Source organism: Natronomonas moolapensis 8.8.11, assembly GCF_000591055.1.
GTDB lineage: Archaea > Halobacteriota > Halobacteria > Halobacteriales > Haloarculaceae > Natronomonas > Natronomonas moolapensis.
Genome location: NC_020388.1, coordinates 1393061 through 1408682, shown reverse-complemented (window position 1 = coordinate 1408682; position 15622 = coordinate 1393061). Strand labels below are relative to the sequence as shown.

General features: G+C 63.7%; 16 protein-coding genes and 1 pseudogene. 8 read left to right on the top strand and 9 right to left on the bottom strand.

Features of this window, described 5'->3' with window-relative positions:
* Positions 1 to 13 precede the first annotated feature (13 nt).
* Positions 14 to 151: a hypothetical protein gene (locus NMLP_RS15405; RefSeq protein WP_160169580.1), complete on the bottom strand. Its 138-nt coding sequence runs from the start codon at positions 149 to 151 to the stop codon at positions 14 to 16.
* A gap of 312 nt (positions 152 to 463) precedes the next feature.
* Between NMLP_RS15405 and NMLP_RS07040 the strand changes: the two genes are divergently transcribed.
* The 6 genes from NMLP_RS07040 (at position 464) to NMLP_RS07020 (ending at position 8916) form a co-directional block, all read left to right on the top strand.
* Positions 464 to 2536, top strand: a complete 2073-nt coding sequence (locus tag NMLP_RS07040; protein ID WP_049926251.1) for a PrkA family serine protein kinase — start codon at positions 464 to 466, stop codon at positions 2534 to 2536.
* Positions 2533 to 4812 carry a PrkA family serine protein kinase gene (locus NMLP_RS07035; RefSeq protein ID WP_015409431.1) on the top strand — a complete coding sequence of 760 codons (2280 nt, stop codon included), beginning with the start codon at positions 2533 to 2535 and terminating at the stop codon, positions 4810 to 4812. Before NMLP_RS07040 ends, NMLP_RS07035 begins: the two co-directional genes overlap by 4 nt.
* Positions 4803 to 4931 (top strand): hypothetical protein, encoded by a 129-nt coding sequence (locus tag NMLP_RS16005; RefSeq protein ID WP_269453350.1) that lies wholly within the window; start codon positions 4803 to 4805, stop codon positions 4929 to 4931. Before NMLP_RS07035 ends, NMLP_RS16005 begins: the two co-directional genes overlap by 10 nt.
* Positions 4921 to 6240: a YeaH/YhbH family protein gene (locus tag NMLP_RS07030; RefSeq protein WP_015409430.1), complete on the top strand. Its 1320-nt coding sequence runs from the start codon at positions 4921 to 4923 to the stop codon at positions 6238 to 6240. The genes NMLP_RS16005 and NMLP_RS07030 overlap by 11 nt, the downstream gene beginning before the upstream one ends.
* Complete coding sequence (locus NMLP_RS07025) at positions 6237 to 8225, top strand: SpoVR family protein (protein WP_015409429.1); 1989 nt, start codon at positions 6237 to 6239, stop codon at positions 8223 to 8225. The genes NMLP_RS07030 and NMLP_RS07025 overlap by 4 nt, the downstream gene beginning before the upstream one ends.
* Before the next feature lie 127 nt (positions 8226 to 8352).
* Positions 8353 to 8916: a high-potential iron-sulfur protein gene (locus tag NMLP_RS07020; RefSeq protein ID WP_015409428.1), complete on the top strand. Its 564-nt coding sequence runs from the start codon at positions 8353 to 8355 to the stop codon at positions 8914 to 8916.
* Between the two features lie 419 nt (positions 8917 to 9335).
* On the opposite strand, the gene NMLP_RS07015 is transcribed toward NMLP_RS07020, so the two are convergent.
* The 4 genes from NMLP_RS07015 to NMLP_RS07000 all read right to left on the bottom strand — a co-directional run bounded on the left by NMLP_RS07015 (position 9336) and on the right by NMLP_RS07000 (position 10864).
* Positions 9336 to 9722, bottom strand: a complete 387-nt coding sequence (locus tag NMLP_RS07015; protein WP_015409427.1) for a DoxX family protein — start codon at positions 9720 to 9722, stop codon at positions 9336 to 9338.
* 268 nt (positions 9723 to 9990) lie between these two features.
* On the bottom strand, positions 9991 to 10254 hold the full coding sequence (locus NMLP_RS07010; RefSeq protein ID WP_015409426.1) for a hypothetical protein: 264 nt from the start codon (positions 10252 to 10254) through the stop codon (positions 9991 to 9993).
* A 9-nt stretch (positions 10255 to 10263) separates the two neighbouring features.
* Positions 10264 to 10650, bottom strand: coding sequence for a hypothetical protein (locus tag NMLP_RS07005; RefSeq protein ID WP_015409425.1), 387 nt, complete (start codon positions 10648 to 10650; stop codon positions 10264 to 10266).
* Positions 10643 to 10864, bottom strand: coding sequence for a hypothetical protein (locus tag NMLP_RS07000; RefSeq protein ID WP_015409424.1), 222 nt, complete (start codon positions 10862 to 10864; stop codon positions 10643 to 10645). Before NMLP_RS07000 ends, NMLP_RS07005 begins: the two co-directional genes overlap by 8 nt.
* 101 nt (positions 10865 to 10965) lie before the next feature.
* On the opposite strand from NMLP_RS07000, the pseudogene NMLP_RS14765 reads away from it, so the two are divergent.
* A pseudogene (locus tag NMLP_RS14765) lies at positions 10966 to 11085 on the top strand (IS6 family transposase); the annotation flags it as partial.
* Between the two features lie 136 nt (positions 11086 to 11221).
* On the top strand, positions 11222 to 11677 hold the full coding sequence (locus tag NMLP_RS06995) for a hypothetical protein (protein ID WP_049926249.1): 456 nt from the start codon (positions 11222 to 11224) through the stop codon (positions 11675 to 11677).
* A gap of 51 nt (positions 11678 to 11728) precedes the next feature.
* Here NMLP_RS06995 and NMLP_RS06990 read toward each other — a convergent pair whose 3' ends face one another.
* Genes NMLP_RS06990 through NMLP_RS06975 form a run of 4 tightly spaced genes read right to left on the bottom strand, consistent with a single transcriptional unit; the run spans position 11729 to position 15507 of the window.
* The gene (locus tag NMLP_RS06990) at positions 11729 to 12535 is read right to left on the bottom strand and encodes an ABC transporter permease (RefSeq protein WP_015409422.1); all 807 of its coding nucleotides are present in this window, start codon (positions 12533 to 12535) and stop codon (positions 11729 to 11731) included.
* A complete protein-coding gene (locus tag NMLP_RS06985; RefSeq protein WP_015409421.1) occupies positions 12529 to 13371 on the bottom strand; it encodes an ABC transporter permease in 843 nt (280 codons plus the stop codon). Before NMLP_RS06985 ends, NMLP_RS06990 begins: the two co-directional genes overlap by 7 nt.
* Positions 13358 to 14479 carry an ABC transporter ATP-binding protein gene (locus NMLP_RS06980; RefSeq protein WP_231857256.1) on the bottom strand — a complete coding sequence of 374 codons (1122 nt, stop codon included), beginning with the start codon at positions 14477 to 14479 and terminating at the stop codon, positions 13358 to 13360. Before NMLP_RS06980 ends, NMLP_RS06985 begins: the two co-directional genes overlap by 14 nt.
* On the bottom strand, positions 14446 to 15507 hold the full coding sequence (locus tag NMLP_RS06975) for an ABC transporter substrate-binding protein (RefSeq protein WP_015409419.1): 1062 nt from the start codon (positions 15505 to 15507) through the stop codon (positions 14446 to 14448). The genes NMLP_RS06980 and NMLP_RS06975 overlap by 34 nt, the downstream gene beginning before the upstream one ends.
* Positions 15508 to 15622 lie beyond the last annotated feature (115 nt).

The window sequence follows — 15622 nt, the reverse complement described above, 5'->3', positions numbered from 1 at the left end:
GGCCCCGCGACCGTTACAACACCGTCGCCGCGGCGGCCACCAGCCACATCACCATCAGCAGGACGAAGAACACCGCGATGATCTGCTGTCTGTCCATGCCCGTTCTACAGAGCCGATTTATATAATCCCCACGTCCCGTGCCGGCCTCCACGGGAAGTCGTCCGTATCGGCTGTCGGGCGGATGTTTATAAAAGATCCTCGGGCCGCCGCCAGTCATCGATTCACGGGGAGCGTGGAATAGGTCGTCGCTTGCCGGGTTTCGGGACTGCGTGCGGTCGAATATCGTGGGCACTGGTAACAACATTTATGAGTGCGTAGCACTCTCATACAAGATAGTATCGGTATCGATCACCGTCTCTCGGCACCCGTGTCGATGCGTCGTTCGGGAGAGACCGGTTTGAGCAGGAGATCGAACGCCGAGACGACGGCCAGCGGACGGGACACGTCGCGTCCCCGTGATAGAATGAGTGATATGGAAACCCTCGAAGAACTCAGCAAGGAGTATCGGAGCACGATCCCGTCGGACCTCCGCCGGACGCGGTCGTTCGAGTGGTACCTGCAGGAGCTATACGACGACCCGAAGATCGCCCGCAATGCCCACCAGCGGCTGGCTGATATGTTCGATTACTACGGCACGGCCTACGACGAGGAGGCGGGGATCGTCGAGTACGACATCGCCGCCGAGGACCCGCTGGGCGACGGCGAGAACACCTTCTACGGGCGGATCATCCACGAGGCGATCCACGAGTTCACGAACAAGGTGAAATCCGGCGCCCGTGGTCTCGGCCCGGAAAAGCGGATCAAACTCCTGCTCGGCCCCGTCGGGTCGGGGAAGTCCGACTTCGACCGACAGATCCGGCGGTACTTCGAGGACTACACCACGCGCGAGGCGGGTCGGATGTACACCTTCCGTTGGACCGGGCTCTGTGACGTCCTCCCGGATCAAGACCCCGCCGACGACGTCGTCCGGTCGCCGATGAACCAAGACCCGATCGTCCTCCTGCCGCTCGAGGGCCGCAAGCGGGTCATCGACGACCTCAACGACCGGCTCGACGCCCCCTACACGATCCGCAACGAGCAGGCGTTAGATCCCGCGAGCGAGTTCTACATGGACGCGCTGTTGGAACATTACGACGACGACCTCCAGGCAGTGCTGGAGAACCACGTCGAGGTCGTCCGCCTGCTCGCCGACGAAAACAAACGCCAGGCCGTCGAGACGTTCGAGCCGAAGGACAAAAAGAACCAAGACGAGACCGAACTCACCGGCGACGTCAACTACTCGAAGATCGCGGTCTACGGCGAGAGCGACCCACGGGCGTTCGACTACTCCGGAGCCTTCTGTAACGCCAACCGCGGCATCTTCTCCGGTGAGGAGCTGTTGAAACTCCAGCGGGAGTTCCTCTATGACTTCCTCCACGCCAGCCAAGAACAGACTATCAAGCCGAAAAACAACCCCCGTATCGACATCGACCAGGTCATCGTCGGTCGGACGAACATGCCCGAGTACCGAGATAAAAAGGGCGACGAGAAGATGGAAGCGTTCAACGACCGGACCAAACGGATCGACTTCCCCTACGTCCTCCAGTACGAAGAGGAGGCCGAGATCTACCGGAAGATGCTCAACAACGCCGACGTCCCGGATATCCACGTCGAGCCACACACCCTGGAGATGGCCGGGCTGTTCGGCGTGTTGACACGCATCGAGGAGCCCGACGGCGGCACCGTCTCCGTCGTCCAGAAGGCCAAGGCCTACAACGGCGAGATCGACGAGGGCGAGGACATAGACGTCAAGAAGCTCCGCGACGAGGCCGAGGAGACGGCCGACATCGGCGAGGGGATGGACGGCGTTTCGCCGCGCTTCATCGGCGACGAGATCGCCGAGGCTATCATGGACTCGATGCACAGAGAGCGGATGTTCCTCTCGCCGCTGACGGCGTTCAACCATCTCGAGGGCAACCTCGAGAATCACGGCTCGATCCCCGAAGAGAACTTCGAGACGTACTACCGGTACCTCGAGTTGGTCCGCGAGGAGTACAAAGAGCGGGCGATCGAGGACGTCCGCCACGCCCTGGCGTACGACCTCGACGAAATCCAACGACAGGGCGAGAAGTACATGGATCACGTCATGGCCTACATCGACGACGACACCGTCGAGGACTCGATCACCGGCCGGGAGTCCGAGCCGGACGAGACGTTCCTGCGGGCCGTCGAGGAGAAACTCGACGTGCCGGCCGATCGGAAGGACGACTTCAGACAGGAGGTCGCAAACTGGGTCAGCCGCCGCGCCCGCGAGGGCGAGACGTTCGAACCGCAGGACAACGACCGGCTCCGCCGGGCGCTCGAACGGAAGCTCTGGGAGGACAAAAAGCACAATATCAACTTCTCGGCGCTCGTCTCCAGCGGCGACCTCGACGACGACGAGCGAAACGCGTGGGTCGACGCCTTAGAAGAGCAAGGGTACAGCACCGAGGGTGCAAAGGAGGTGCTCGAGTTCGCCGGCGCCGAGGTGGCCAAAGCGGAGATGGAAGAGGAATGACCGACGGGTACGTCGACCGCGCCGACGAGGCTTTAGCGGAGACCTACGAGCCGCCGATGTCGATCTCCGAGTACGTCGATCGCGTGCTCGAACGCCCCGAATCGGCGGCCCACGCCTCGAAGTACCTGCTTGCGGCCATCGAGGCGGCCGGCACGCGTTCGGTCGTCGAGGAGGGCGAACGGACGGAGCGCTATCGCTTCTTCGACGATCCCTACAACGACGGCGAACACGCCATTCTCGGCAACACGGAGGTGTTGAACGCATTCGTCGACGACCTCCGATCGATCGCGGCGCGACGGGGCAAAGAGGAGAAGATCCTCTGGCTCGATGGCCCCACCGCCACCGGGAAGTCGGAGCTCAAGCGCTGTCTGATAAACGGGCTCCGGGAGTACTCGAAGACCGATGCGGGTCGTCGCTACACCGTCGAGTGGAACGTCGATAACTCCGGGAGCGAGGGATCGGTCGGGATGACCTACGGCGACTCGGCCCCGCCGAACGAGGACGAGTGGTACGCCTCGCCCGTCCAATCGCACCCCCTGTCCGTGTTTCCCGAACCCGTTCGGGACGCGATCCTCGAGGACCTCAACGAAGCACTCGACGACCACATTCCGATCCACCTCGAGACCAGTTTGGATCCCTTCAGCCGGGAGGCCTACGACCACCTCGAAGAGCAGTACCGACGCGAAGGCACGGAGAACCTGTTTTCGGCCATCACGGACAAACGCCACCTCCGCGTCAAGAACTTCGTTGTCGACGTTGGGCAGGGGATCGGCGTCCTCCACAGCGAGGACGACGGCTCGCCGAAGGAACGACTCGTCGGGTCGTGGATGGCCGGCATGTTACAGCGGCTCGACTCCCGGGGGCGAAAGAACCCACAGGCGTTCAGCTACGACGGCGTCCTCTCGCAGGGCAACGGCCTGCTCACGATCGTCGAGGACGCGGCCCAACACGCAGACCTGCTCCAGAAGCTGTTGAACGTCCCCGACGAGGGGGCGGTGAAACTCGACAAGGGAATCGGGATGGACATCGATACCCAGATGATCATCATCTCGAACCCCGACCTCGAGGCACAGCTAAACCAACACGCCGAACGGGAGGGGTCGGACCCCCTGAAGGCGCTGAAGCGACGCCTCGACAAACACGAGTTCACCTACTTGACGAACCTCTCGCTGGAGGCCGAACTCCTCCAGCGCGAACTCACGAACGAGACGGAAATCTGGGAGGCCGACAGCTACGAGCAACTCGAAGCCGCCTACCGGGCACCGATCGGAATCTCGGTTCGCGGCGGCGACGGCGAGGTTCGCGAACGCGAACTCGCCCCGCACACGATCGAGGCGGCAGCGCTGTACGCCATCGGGACGAGACTCGACACCGAGTCACTGCCGCCGGGGTTGGACCTCGTCGACAAGGCACTGATCTACGACCGCGGCTACTTACAGGACGGCGACGAGCGCCGCTACCGCGAGGAGTTCGACTTCGGCGACCCGACCGAGGGATCGAGGGGGATTCCCGTCACGTACACCCGCGATACGCTCGCCGATCTGCTGTACGAGGAGACCGAGCGTCACCATCCGGACTTGGACGTCGAGAACGTCATCATGCCACGGGACGTCCTGAACGCGATGGTGGAGGGTCTCGACGACGCGCCCGTGTTCTCGCCGAACGAGCGAAACGAGTACGAGAGCCGACTCGTGCCGATCAAGAATCACGTGTTCAGCCGCCAGGAGTCCGACGTAGTCGATGCGATCATGCGCGACAAGCGAGTCGACGAGGCGACCGTCGAAGAGTACATCGAACACGTCTACGCGTGGGTCGAAGGCGAGCGGATCACGAACGACCGCGGCGAGGCGGTCGAACCGGATCCGTTGAAAATGAAAGTGTTCGAGATCGAACACCTCGGCCGCTTCGACGAGGACGACTACCGGGGAACCGACCCGACGGAGGGCGTCGAGACGTTCCGAGCCGAGAAGGTCATCACGGCGCTGAACCGCCACGCCTGGCGCAACCGCGATTCGGACTTCCGGATCTCGGACGTGGACCCCCGGGAGATCCCCGTCATCAGAACTGTCCTCGGGAGCCACGACTGGGACGACGTCCGACGAACGTACGCCGACCTCGATCCCGACCAGTGGGACGACCCGCCGTCGGGGACCGAGACCGAGGTGGTCAAAGAGCGCACGATCGCGAACCTCCGGGAGATGTTCGACTACTCCGCCGCGTCCGCGGAGTTGACTAGCAGACACGTCATGGGACAGGTGAGTTACCGATGGGACTGATCGGGTTCGCGGCCGACGGTCCCCGCGAGGGACCGATCGCGGCTGGACGCCGAGAACGGCTGACGACGTCCGTCGCGGCCGAGCGTCGGAAACAGGAGGTGATCGGCCGTGGGGCGTAGAGACGACCTCGACCGGTACCGCGAGGTCGGCGAGGCGAAACGAGAGGACCTCTCGGAGTTCATCCAATACGGCGACCTGGGCGAGTCCCGCCCCGACGAGATCCGGATTCCGATCAAGATCGTCGACCCGCCGGAGTTCGCCTACGATCCCCGCGACATGGGTGGGGTCGGCCAGGGCCAGGGCGGGACGCCGGACGTCGGCGACCCGGTCGGCGAGCCACAGCCCCAACCCGGCGACGACGGCGCGGACGGCGACCCCGGCGAGGAAGGGACAGAGCACGAACACTACGAGATGGATCCCGAGGAGTTCGCCGAGGAACTCGACGAGGAGTTGGGCCTCGACCTGGAGCCGAAGGGCAAGAAGGTGATCGAGGAGACGGAGGGCGACTTCACCGACATCACGCGCTCGGGGCCGGCGAGCACGCTCGATTTCGAACGGCTGTTCAAGGAGGGCCTCAAGCGGAAACTGGCGATGGACTTCGACGAGACGTACATCGAGGAGGCCCTCCGCGTCGAGGGGTGGGGTCCCGCGACGGTCTTCGAGTGGGCAAGAGGCGAGCACATCCCGGTCTCGCGGGCGTGGATCGAGGACGCCTACGAGTCGATCCCGGCAGAGGAGCGCTCCAGGTGGGGTTCGATCGAGGAAATGACGGCGAGCGTCGACAGGGAGCCGTCCGCGGCCCGGATCCGTCGGGAAGGGATCGACGAAGTCCCCTTCAGGCGCGAGGACGAGCGCTATCGCTACCCGGAGATCGTCGAAGAGCGCGAAAAGAACGTCGTTGTCGTAAACATCCGTGACGTCTCCGGATCGATGCGGGAGGCCAAGCGCGAACTCGTCGAGCGGACGTTCACCCCGCTGGATTGGTATCTCACCGGCAAGTACGACAACGCCGAGTTCGTCTACATCGCCCACGACGCCGACGCCTGGGAGGTCGACCGCGAGGAGTTCTTCGGCATCCGGTCGGGCGGCGGCACCCGGATATCCAGCGCCTACGAACTGGCGGCGGCGGTCCTCGAGTCGGAGTACCCCTGGAGCGAGTGGAACCGCTACGTGTTCGCCGCAGGGGACTCGGAGAACTCCTCGAACGACACGGAAGAACGGGTGATCCCGATGATGGAGGAGATCCCGGCGAACCTCCACGCCTACGTGGAGACACAGCCGTCGGGGAACGCGATCAACGCCACCCACGCGGGGGAAATCGAGCGCCACTTCTCCGAGGTCTCGAACGTCGCCGTGGCCTACGTCGAGGGCCCCGACGACGTGGTCGAAGCGATCGACACGATACTCAGCACGGAGGACGACGCATGAGCACCGACGACAGATTCCACAAACAGCGGATCGCCGACGGGTTGACCGAACCGGCCCGGGCGGCGAACGAACTCGCCGAAAAGCTCGGCCTCGACCCCTTCGAGGTGAACTACTGGATCGTCGACTACGACGAGATGAACGAGCTGATCGCCTACGGCGGCTTCCAGCGCCGGTATCCCCACTGGCGGTGGGGAATGAGCTACGACCGCCAGCGGAAACAGCGGCAGTTCCTCGGTGGGAAGGCCTTCGAGATCGTCAACAACGACGATCCCTCAAACGCCTTCCTCCAGGAGTCGAACGAGCTCGCAGACCAGAAAGCAGTCATCACGCACGTCGAAGCGCACGCGGACTTCTTCAGGAACAACGAGTGGTTCCGGATGTTTTCGGAATCGCCCGACGCGGCAGCGATGCTGGAGCGTCACGCCGACGTGATCGCCGAGTACATGGACGACCCGGAGATCTCCCGGGAGGCCGTAGAGGAGTGGATCGATCACGTGCTCTGTCTGGAGGACAACGTCGACCAGCACCGACCCTTCTCGGCGGCGCTCGATCCCGAGGACGAGCCCGCCATCACGGCGGATATCGAGGATCGACTGGACGATCTGGACCTCTCCGAGGAGGTCAGAGACGAGGTGTTCGACGAGTCGTTCCTCGACTCGATGACCGGCGACGAGGACGGGACGGCGTTCCCTGCCGAACCCGAACTGGACGTGTTGGCGTTTTTGACGGCTCACGGGAAGGCCTACGACGAGGCCTCGGAGCGGGCGAGCGAGTACGAGGAGTGGCAACGCGAGATCCTCGAGCTCCTGCGGAAGGAGGCATACTACTTCGCCCCACAGAAGATGACGAAGGTGATGAACGAGGGGTGGGCGAGTTATCACGAGTCGCGGATGATGGCCGACGAGAACTTCGCCGGCGACGACGAGTTCGTCTCCTACGCCGATCACATGGCCCAGGTACTCGGCTCTCCGGGGTTGAACCCCTACAAACTTGGCTTCGAGCTGTGGCAGTACGTCGAGAACCGCCGGAACCGTCGGGCAGTGATAGAACACCTGCTCCGCGTCGAGGGGGTGACGTGGCGGAACTTCGGCGACTCGGTCGACCTCGATCGGGTGCTAGAGTACCTAGAGCCGGACCCGGTCGTCACAGACCCGGTCGGCCACCTCGAGTCGCTCGCTCCCGACGATCCGCGGATCGACGCCGAGACCCTCGAACGCGTCCGGAACGGCGAGGACGTCGGCGTTGAACGCTACCCCTGGAAGCTGCTCACCTACCAGGGGATGGCCGAGCGCCACTACTCGCTGGTCAAACGGGAGCACCGGGGCTTTCTCAAGCGCGTCACCCAGGGCGAACTCGAACGGATTGCGCGGTATCTCTTCGAGACCGACCGGTATGGTTCCGTCGAGGCGGCCCTGGATGACGTCGACAGAGCAGCCGGCTGGGACCGGATGTTCGAGGTCCGCGAGAGCCACAACGACGTCACGTTCCTCGACGAGTTCCTCACCGAGGAGTTCGTCGAGACCAACGAGTACTTTACTTACGAGTTCACCCACACGACGGGTGACTTCCGCGCCACGTCGACGGCCGCCGAGGACGTCAAAAAGAAGCTCATGTTGCAGTTCACGAACTTCGGAAAGCCGACCATCGCCGTCCACGACGGCAACTTCCGGAACAGAAACGAGTTGCTGCTCGCCCACCACTACAACGGGGTCCAACTCGACCTCCAACAGGCCAAACAGACCCTCGAACGCGTCTTCGAGTTGTGGGGACGGCCGGTGGCGCTGAAGACGATCCGCAAGGAGTTCGACGAACACGACATCGAGGTCGCCAGACGGCGGGACCGCGAACCCGAACCGACGGAGCGGGGGACGCTACTCCGGTTCGACGGCGAGTCCTTCGAGCGCGAGGACCTCCCGGACGAGGAGATAGCGGACATCCGCGCGACGGAGGTCGACTACGACACGAAACCCGACGAGTGGCTCTGAGCCCGTTCGATACGGGTCTGTGTTTCCCCCTCCGGCGTGTCAACTACCCCTGCCGGCGGGACGTCCGCCGTCGCCCGCAATCGGACAGCAAAGATTAGGGAGTAGCGGTCAAAACAGATCTATAGAGATGTCGAACGAACGAGACAGCGGGGCGGAGACGAAACAGTCCGGAACGAGCACTTCGAGGCGGCGGCAGTTTCTGCAGGCGGCGAGCGGTGCGTCCGTCGCCGCGCTCGCCGGCTGCTTGGGGCTCGGTGGCGGCGGCGGTAACGGAGATCACGGCGGCAACGGAGATCACGGCGGGGCTGAAGACGAAGCCGAAACCGAGCGGGCTTCGAACTGGTGCGTCGAGGAAAACGACATCGAAGTCTCCGAGGAGTACCGAACTGCGGAAAGCACTGCCGGCATCCAGCGAAACCCCGACGACCTGACCGCCCGCGAAGACGCGGCCTACCAGTGTCACCCACAGGGGTATCAACTCTGTGCGAACTGCCGATTCTTCATTCCGAGCAAACACACGGGTGACGAGGGAATGGCCGGTGCCTGTGCGATCGTCGAGGGGCGGGTCCGCTCGCAGGACTGGTGTGCGCTATATCAACAACACCCCGAGATTGAGGAGTTCCCGAACCCCGACCCGCTCGGGGAGAGCGACGAGCCCGGCCTGCAGAAGCCGCCGACCAGAAACGGCTAACACGGCCGGGGTTGCGGTGCCGGCGGAGTGCGGTGCTGTCTACAGAGACAACAAGCAGGGTGCCCCGGGGCTCGACCCCGGAGCAGTTTATAGAGATTCGAGGAGAATACTGGTGGCTTTAGCTACCAGATGAATCCGACAATTTACGTTACAACCCATCGTGCCATACGTCGTGCGTGGAGAACTGGCGGTTGACTCGGTGGTCGCCACGGTTCACAGCCGGAAACAAACAGTAAGCCGACCACGCCGACAGTCGTTAAACAATCAGGTACCTCGAAGCCCTCTCCAGGGTACGAGTAACGGCTTCGTGGCAAAGCCACTGGCTGACTGTCCAGCAAACCGTAGACTCCCAACCGTCGGGATTGACCTGCCCGGCCAACACCGGGTGGGAGGCCCGCGCCTTTACCCGCGAGAGGATGTCACTCGTATGCTTTCCGCAGGAACACGATCACCGCGCCGAACATCGCGAGATTGCCGAAGAAGGCGAGTCGTTCGCCACCTTTGTCGTCGGGATCGGCGTTCCAGAAGTCGTGCATCGTCGTCGTGACGACGGCGAGGAACGTAGCCGCCGCCCCGGTGGCGAGTCTGGGGAGTCGCCACAGCGCGATACCGACCCCGGCGACGAGCATCATTCCCGAGGCGAACGGGGCAACGAGTTCCGGCAGCGGGACACCGGCCGAGTCGGCGTACTCGACGGTGTCGTCCATATCCCGGAAGTCCTCAACGGCCTGAAATGCGAGTCCGAGTCCAACCAGCACTCGCCCCAGCGTCGACGTCGATTCCGTATCGTCTGTCTCGGGTGTCATACCTACGGGTACGCCTGGCAATCGCATAGTAGTGTCGGCGACACGGAGTGAGACGACGGCTGCCGTTCGTGGCACAGGTCGTTTCGGGTGGATTCGAACCGCAGCCACTTCCCTTCGATTCGGTCCCCGCTTCGACCGCGCGCGCTATCGGCGGTCGCACCACATTCGCACCACGTCTTTGAGGTGTTCCACTCGTTTTCTTTCAGTATCTCAACACCGTGCGCGATGCGGGGGGGATGTGTCCCGAATACGCGCAGGCGGACGCTCATCAGCGTCCGGCGCCCGACCGGCGCGCCCAAAAACGAAGCCAGTCGGCGAGGGGGTCGGCGTCGCCCTCGACGCGTACTGTGAGGTTCCCCTCGAAGCGCCACGTCGCACGCGGCGCATCCGCATCGAACGCCAGCGGGACGTCGATCTCGAGGTCCTCGACGGTTACCGAGATCTCGTCGTCCCGGTCGAGTTCCTCGGAGAGGATGTCGTCTATTGCGTCGTTCCAGGTCGTCCTGTCGGCGTTCGGCTGTCGGTAGTGCATCTGTGCTCGTTATGAGTCGTCGGTGAGACGTTTATATACGGCGTGGACGTACGGTTCGACCGCGCCCGCAGCCGCCCCCGCGACGCCCGCGAGCCGGACCTCGTCGGGGGCGCTCCCGAGAATCTCCGAGAGCGCGCCGGGGGACGCTTCCCGTCCCGAGACGAGGACGGTCCGTCCCCGGACCCGGGTCTCGACGGTGAGATCGGCCGCCCGTAGCGCCGCCGGGAGCCGGTCGACGACGCTTCCCGGGCGGGCCTCTGCCATCGCGCGGGCGTCCGACAGTGAGTGGAACTCGACGAAGAGGCGCTCGCCAGTCGAACGGACCTCGGCCTCGGCGCTGCCCACCGAAACTGTCAGGTCGGCGTCGACGTGTAGCGACGTTGGGGCCTCAGTCACGCTCTTCGGTCGACACCCGGAGTTCGCCGTCGAGGCGCCAGCGGGCGTGCTCGACGTCCTCGCCGGTCCCGCTTGGAACCTCGACTTCCATGTCTTCGAACTCGTAGATTATCTCCGCGCCCCGCCCCGTGAGTCGGTCGTAGAGGCTGATCGCGAGGTCGGGCCAGGTGGTCGTCTCGTCGATCCGCTCTTCGGTTGGTTCGGCATCTGCCATACGTCATCTACGGACGCTTCCTTCATAGTTGTTTGTCCATCGCGACGCGCGGTGTTCAAATACGGATTGAAGAGTGAAGCGTAGGGTTTTCTGAGTGATCTATGCCCGAAAACGACCGTCTCAACGGGCATTTAGACGAGATTGACTTAGAGTCTGTTGAACGAGAAGCGGCACCGACGTTTCTGATGAGGCTCAGTGTTCAACTGCACCTGGCTGGTTTATTTTTTGAACGTGTTTCTATAGAAATAAAAACCGCCGCCGACTGGATCGGATCGTTCAGCTTCGCATGGAATCAGCGTATCTGAACACTACCCCGAAATCAGAACGTCCTTTTAATTCAGGAACGAACGGCCCGGTATGCAGCCAACGGCAGACGTGCGCTCGGCAGCGCGACCATCGACGACACCCCGTGACGCCGACAGTCGCTCGACGCGCCGCGACGTCTGTCTGCTCGCGGTGGCTCTGCCTCTGGCCGGGTGCGTCTCGGATCCCGGTGCTGACTGTCGTGGCGCGACGGTTCGGCTGTCGTTGCAACCGGTGCGTACCGTCCAGTCGCCGCTCGTCCTCGACTCCGAGCGGCTTTCGGCCGAGGCGGTCGTCGTTGTCGAAACCGCCATCGAGGACAAACACATCGAGCGCTGTGTGTCCTGGCACCCCGGCGCGGGCGAAACCGGGGCTTCGCCGGGGTTGGCGGAACTCGGCGAGCTGCTCGAAGCACACGCTGGGGTTGAACTTCCCGCCGACATCGAGACGGACGCCCGGTTTCGGGGGGACCCGTATCGGCTCTCGCTGGTCACCGATCGGAACGGATAACCGGCACCCGCGCTCGGGAACTCCACGCCGGTACCGCGGGTCCCGACCGGGTCAGGTCGGCTTGCGGATCGCCGAGGCGGTACCGGCGGCGAGCGCGCCGATGACGAGGACAATGACGCTCGCGGCGTTGAGAAACGACGTCGCGCCGACGCGAACCTTCCCGAATATCTCGAGCGGGACGGTCGTCGTTCCGGATCCTGATAAAAAGAACGTGATAAGGAACTCGTTAAACGAGAGGGCGAAACAGAACAACGCGCTGGCGACGAGGGCCGGCAACAGTAGTGGAAGCGTTACGGTTCGAAAGACGGCCACCCGGTCGGCGCCGAGGTCGCGGGCGGCCTCGGAGACCGCCGGATCCAATTCGCCGTACCGGGCCGCAATGAGGAACGTGCTGAACGGGAGCACCCAAAACAGGTGCCCGAGCGCGACCGGGAGCAGGCCGAACCCGATGCCGAGGCGGTTGGCGGTGATCCCGATTCCGAAGGCGACGACCACCGTGGGCACGAACAGCGGAAGCGCGATGACGGCACCGATCGCGCCACGAACGGACGCGCGGAGCCGGCTGCGGACGAGGGTGTAGGCCGCGGCCAACCCGAGGGTGGTCCCGAACACGGCGGCGAAGACGCCGAGGCCGAGGCTCGTGAGCATGCTCCTGAGGAAGCGGCGATCGGCGAACACCTCGCCGTACCACCGCAGCGAGAACCCATCGAGTGGGATTGTTGGCTGAGCGCCGGGCGATAGAGACAGATATCCGACGACAGCGACGGGAAGATACAGGAAACAAAACGTCACCGCGACGACCGCCCCCGGAAAGCGGCCGGCACCCCGAACGAGCAACCGGTCGAGTCGGGTCACCATCGTTTCAACTCCCGTCTGACCGGCGGCAATTGAGCCCCGAGAACGAACCCGACGACGACGATCGACAAAAAGACCATAGAGAGGGCGGCAGCCAACCCGAGAGCAGAGAACTGTTCGAACGCCTCGACGACGAGCGTCGCGATCATCACCTCTCCGGGGCCGCCGAGTATCTCCGGCGTCGTGTACGCGCCGGCGATCCGGGCATAAACGACGATCGCGCCGGCGACCGCCCCCGGAAACGTCCGTGGAAGAACCACGTCGACGACGACCCGCCGGTTCGTCGCCCCGAGGTCGCGGGCGGCTTCGATCAACCGCCCGTCGAGTCGCTCCATCGAAACGTACAGCGTCAACACGACGTAGGGGAGGTATATATAAATGAATCCGATGAACACCGAGAGGTCGGTGAACAACAGCCCGAGCGGGTCGCTGACGACCCCGGTGGCGACGAGCAGCCGGTTCAGGATGCCGCCGCGCGCGAGGATCCACACCCACGTGTAATTGAGGACAACGTAGTTGAGCCACAACGGCAGCGTGAGCGCGATGAGCGCCGGTAGCCTGATGCTGGCTGGGCATCGATGTGCGAGCCAGTACGTCACGGGGTACGCAACGACGAGACACGTGAGAGTCGCTGCCACACCCATCCCGAGCGAGTATACCAGGCTCGTCCGGTACAGCGGCGTCGTCGCCGTAACGTAGTTGTCGATGGACGGCCCCGGGGCGATGCTCTCGACGAGGAGTATCGCGACCGGGAGAATGCCGAGCAACGCCGCGATCGTGACCGGCCCACTCGCGATCAGGGCGTCTCGGACTCCCCCTCTGCGTTCACTCGTCTTCATCGTCTACTATGACTGCCCGGTCGATAGCAAACCGGATACGATCGCCGGTAGCCATGCCGCCCCCGCCCGCAGGGCGGTCGGGAGTCGTCCGGCTGTCGACCGCTGTTCGTGCCGCAAGCGTCCCGCCGTCACCCGTTTCGACCGTCACCTGTCGATAAAATCCCTTGTACGCTAGCCGCCGAACGGTCCCCGAAAAGGGCCCCTCGCCGACGGATACCGATTCGGGACGAATAACGACCGTAACCGTCTCGCCGACCGACGGATCGCTCCGGCTGGCGGCGGCTTCGAACCCGCCAAGCGCTGTCTCGACAGCCGCACGATCGCCGTCGACAGCGGTAACGTCGCCGCGGAGCGTCGTCGCGCCCCCGAGGAAATCGGCGACGAACTGTGTCTTCGGCCGACCGTACAGCTCCTCCGGAGTACCGATGTCGACGATGCGCCCCTCGCGCATGACGCCGATCCGGTCGGACATGCTCATCGCGCTCTCTTGATCGTGCGTAACGTACAGAAATGCCGTCCCGGACTCGCGTTGGATCCGTTTCAACTCCGATTGCATCTCCTCTCTGAGCGCCCGGTCGAGCGACGACAGCGGCTCGTCGAGCAACAACACCGTCGGATCGTTTACCAAAGCCCGAGCCAACGCGACGCGCTGTTTTTGACCGCCGGACAATGCCGCTGGATCTCGGTCGCCGTAGGACGGAAGCGAAACCAACTCGAGGGCTTCCTCGACACGGCGGCGGCGCCTGTCGCCGTCGATACCCTGCCGTGCGAGACCGTATCCGACGTTCTCGGCGACGCTCATGTGCGGAAACAGGACCAGGTCCTGAAAAACGATGTTCGTATCCCGCGAGCGGGGCGGCAGGTCCGTCGCCGGTTTGCCACCGATCCGAACGACGCCGGTGTCCGGTCGCTCGAGCCCGGCCAGCATCCGGAGTGTCGTCGTCTTTCCACACCCTGAAGGACCGACCAATCCGAGAAACTCCGAGCCGTCGATCCGAAGGTGAACGTCGTCGACCGCCGCGACGTCGCCGAAGGATTTCGACAGCCCCTCGACTTCGAGCGCTGCGGTCGCCGTCATCCGCCGGATTCGGTCTTTGCCTCGCTCCACGTCCGACTGTACGTCTCGATGAGTTCCGGCGGTTTCGGTTCCTCGTATATGAACTGGTCGGGGGTGTCGAGACCGAGAACCGTTCTGTCGATGTTCTGTTCCTCGAAGACCCGCTCGTTGGGTACCGCAATGTTGTTCGGCTCCATCAGCGACCGATACCCCATCTCGCTTTGCCACTCCTCTATGAAGGTGTGTGCGAGTTCCGGATTCTCGGCCCCGGCGCGGATCGTATGCTGGATGAACCACGCTTTCGTCCCCTCCTCGGGGAACACCCGTTCGACCGGCAGCCCATCGTCTTCCATCGCCTGAATGACGTAGTTCCACACCGGCTGGACGCCGACCGTCTCCGTGCGGAGCAGTTGCTCGGACTCGCCGCCGTTGCCCCAGAGTCCAGCCGTGTTGTTCAGTCTGTCGACCAGATCCGCACGGAGCGCCTCGGTATCGATGTCGGCTTCCGAGGATGGGTTCAGCTCCGCCCCGACGGCGGCGTTCCGGTACAACACCTGAAGCCGTGCGTCGTCGCGGCCCCCTGCGACCCCCGACAGGTCGTCGTCCCACAGATCAGCGAGCGCCGTAATCTCGCGGTCAACGATGTCGGTATTGACGGCGAGCGGCGTCTGTCCGAAGCTCCGGGGGACGCCGTACACCTGTCCGTCGCTCTCGAAGTAATCCTTCTTCAGGAAGTCGAAGACGTCCTCGTACGACGGCACCTGATCGAGATCAATCGGCTGAATCAACTCCTCGTCCATCGCCGGCTTCACCGCGTAGTTACCGAGCGGCGCGATATCGTAGTCGGCGCGCCCGGCCCGGAGTTGCGACAGCGTCTCCGCGGACCCCTGTGCGGACTGTCGTTCGACAGTCACGCCGTGTCTGTTTTCGAACGCCTCGATGACACCGTCGTTGTACACGTATCCCCAGTCGATGATACGGAGCGTGTCCGACCCGCCGCCGAGTTCGAGACACCCGGCGATTCCGGTCCCGAGTGTGGCACCGGCACCGCTCAAAAACGCACGACGTGATGCGTTCATATCTATATTTTCAACAACGCGCTCGGGGTGTATAAATCGATGGAAACCACCAATTCCGGCGGTCGTCTGCGGAACGCTCGGCCAGACAGTACCGGCGATATGCCAGTGCCGTCGG

Bases quoted from the DNA above. Each gene is read 5' to 3' on its own strand.
- NMLP_RS07040 (WP_049926251.1), top strand. From the start codon at position 464: ATGAGTGATATGGAAACCCTCGAAGAACTCAGCAAGGAGTATCGGAGC.
- NMLP_RS07035 (WP_015409431.1), top strand. From the start codon at position 2,533: ATGACCGACGGGTACGTCGACCGCGCCGACGAGGCTTTAGCGGAGACC.
- NMLP_RS16005 (WP_269453350.1), top strand. From the start codon at position 4,803: ATGGGACTGATCGGGTTCGCGGCCGACGGTCCCCGCGAGGGACCGATC.
- NMLP_RS07025 (WP_015409429.1), top strand. From the start codon at position 6,237: ATGAGCACCGACGACAGATTCCACAAACAGCGGATCGCCGACGGGTTG.
- NMLP_RS07020 (WP_015409428.1), top strand. From the start codon at position 8,353: ATGTCGAACGAACGAGACAGCGGGGCGGAGACGAAACAGTCCGGAACG.
- NMLP_RS07015 (WP_015409427.1), bottom strand. From the start codon at position 9,722: ATGACACCCGAGACAGACGATACGGAATCGACGTCGACGCTGGGGCGA.
- NMLP_RS07010 (WP_015409426.1), bottom strand. From the start codon at position 10,254: ATGCACTACCGACAGCCGAACGCCGACAGGACGACCTGGAACGACGCA.
- NMLP_RS07000 (WP_015409424.1), bottom strand. From the start codon at position 10,864: ATGGCAGATGCCGAACCAACCGAAGAGCGGATCGACGAGACGACCACC.
- NMLP_RS06995 (WP_049926249.1), top strand. From the start codon at position 11,222: ATGCAGCCAACGGCAGACGTGCGCTCGGCAGCGCGACCATCGACGACA.
- NMLP_RS06990 (WP_015409422.1), bottom strand. From the start codon at position 12,535: ATGGTGACCCGACTCGACCGGTTGCTCGTTCGGGGTGCCGGCCGCTTT.
- NMLP_RS06985 (WP_015409421.1), bottom strand. From the start codon at position 13,371: ATGAAGACGAGTGAACGCAGAGGGGGAGTCCGAGACGCCCTGATCGCG.
- NMLP_RS06975 (WP_015409419.1), bottom strand. From the start codon at position 15,507: ATGAACGCATCACGTCGTGCGTTTTTGAGCGGTGCCGGTGCCACACTC.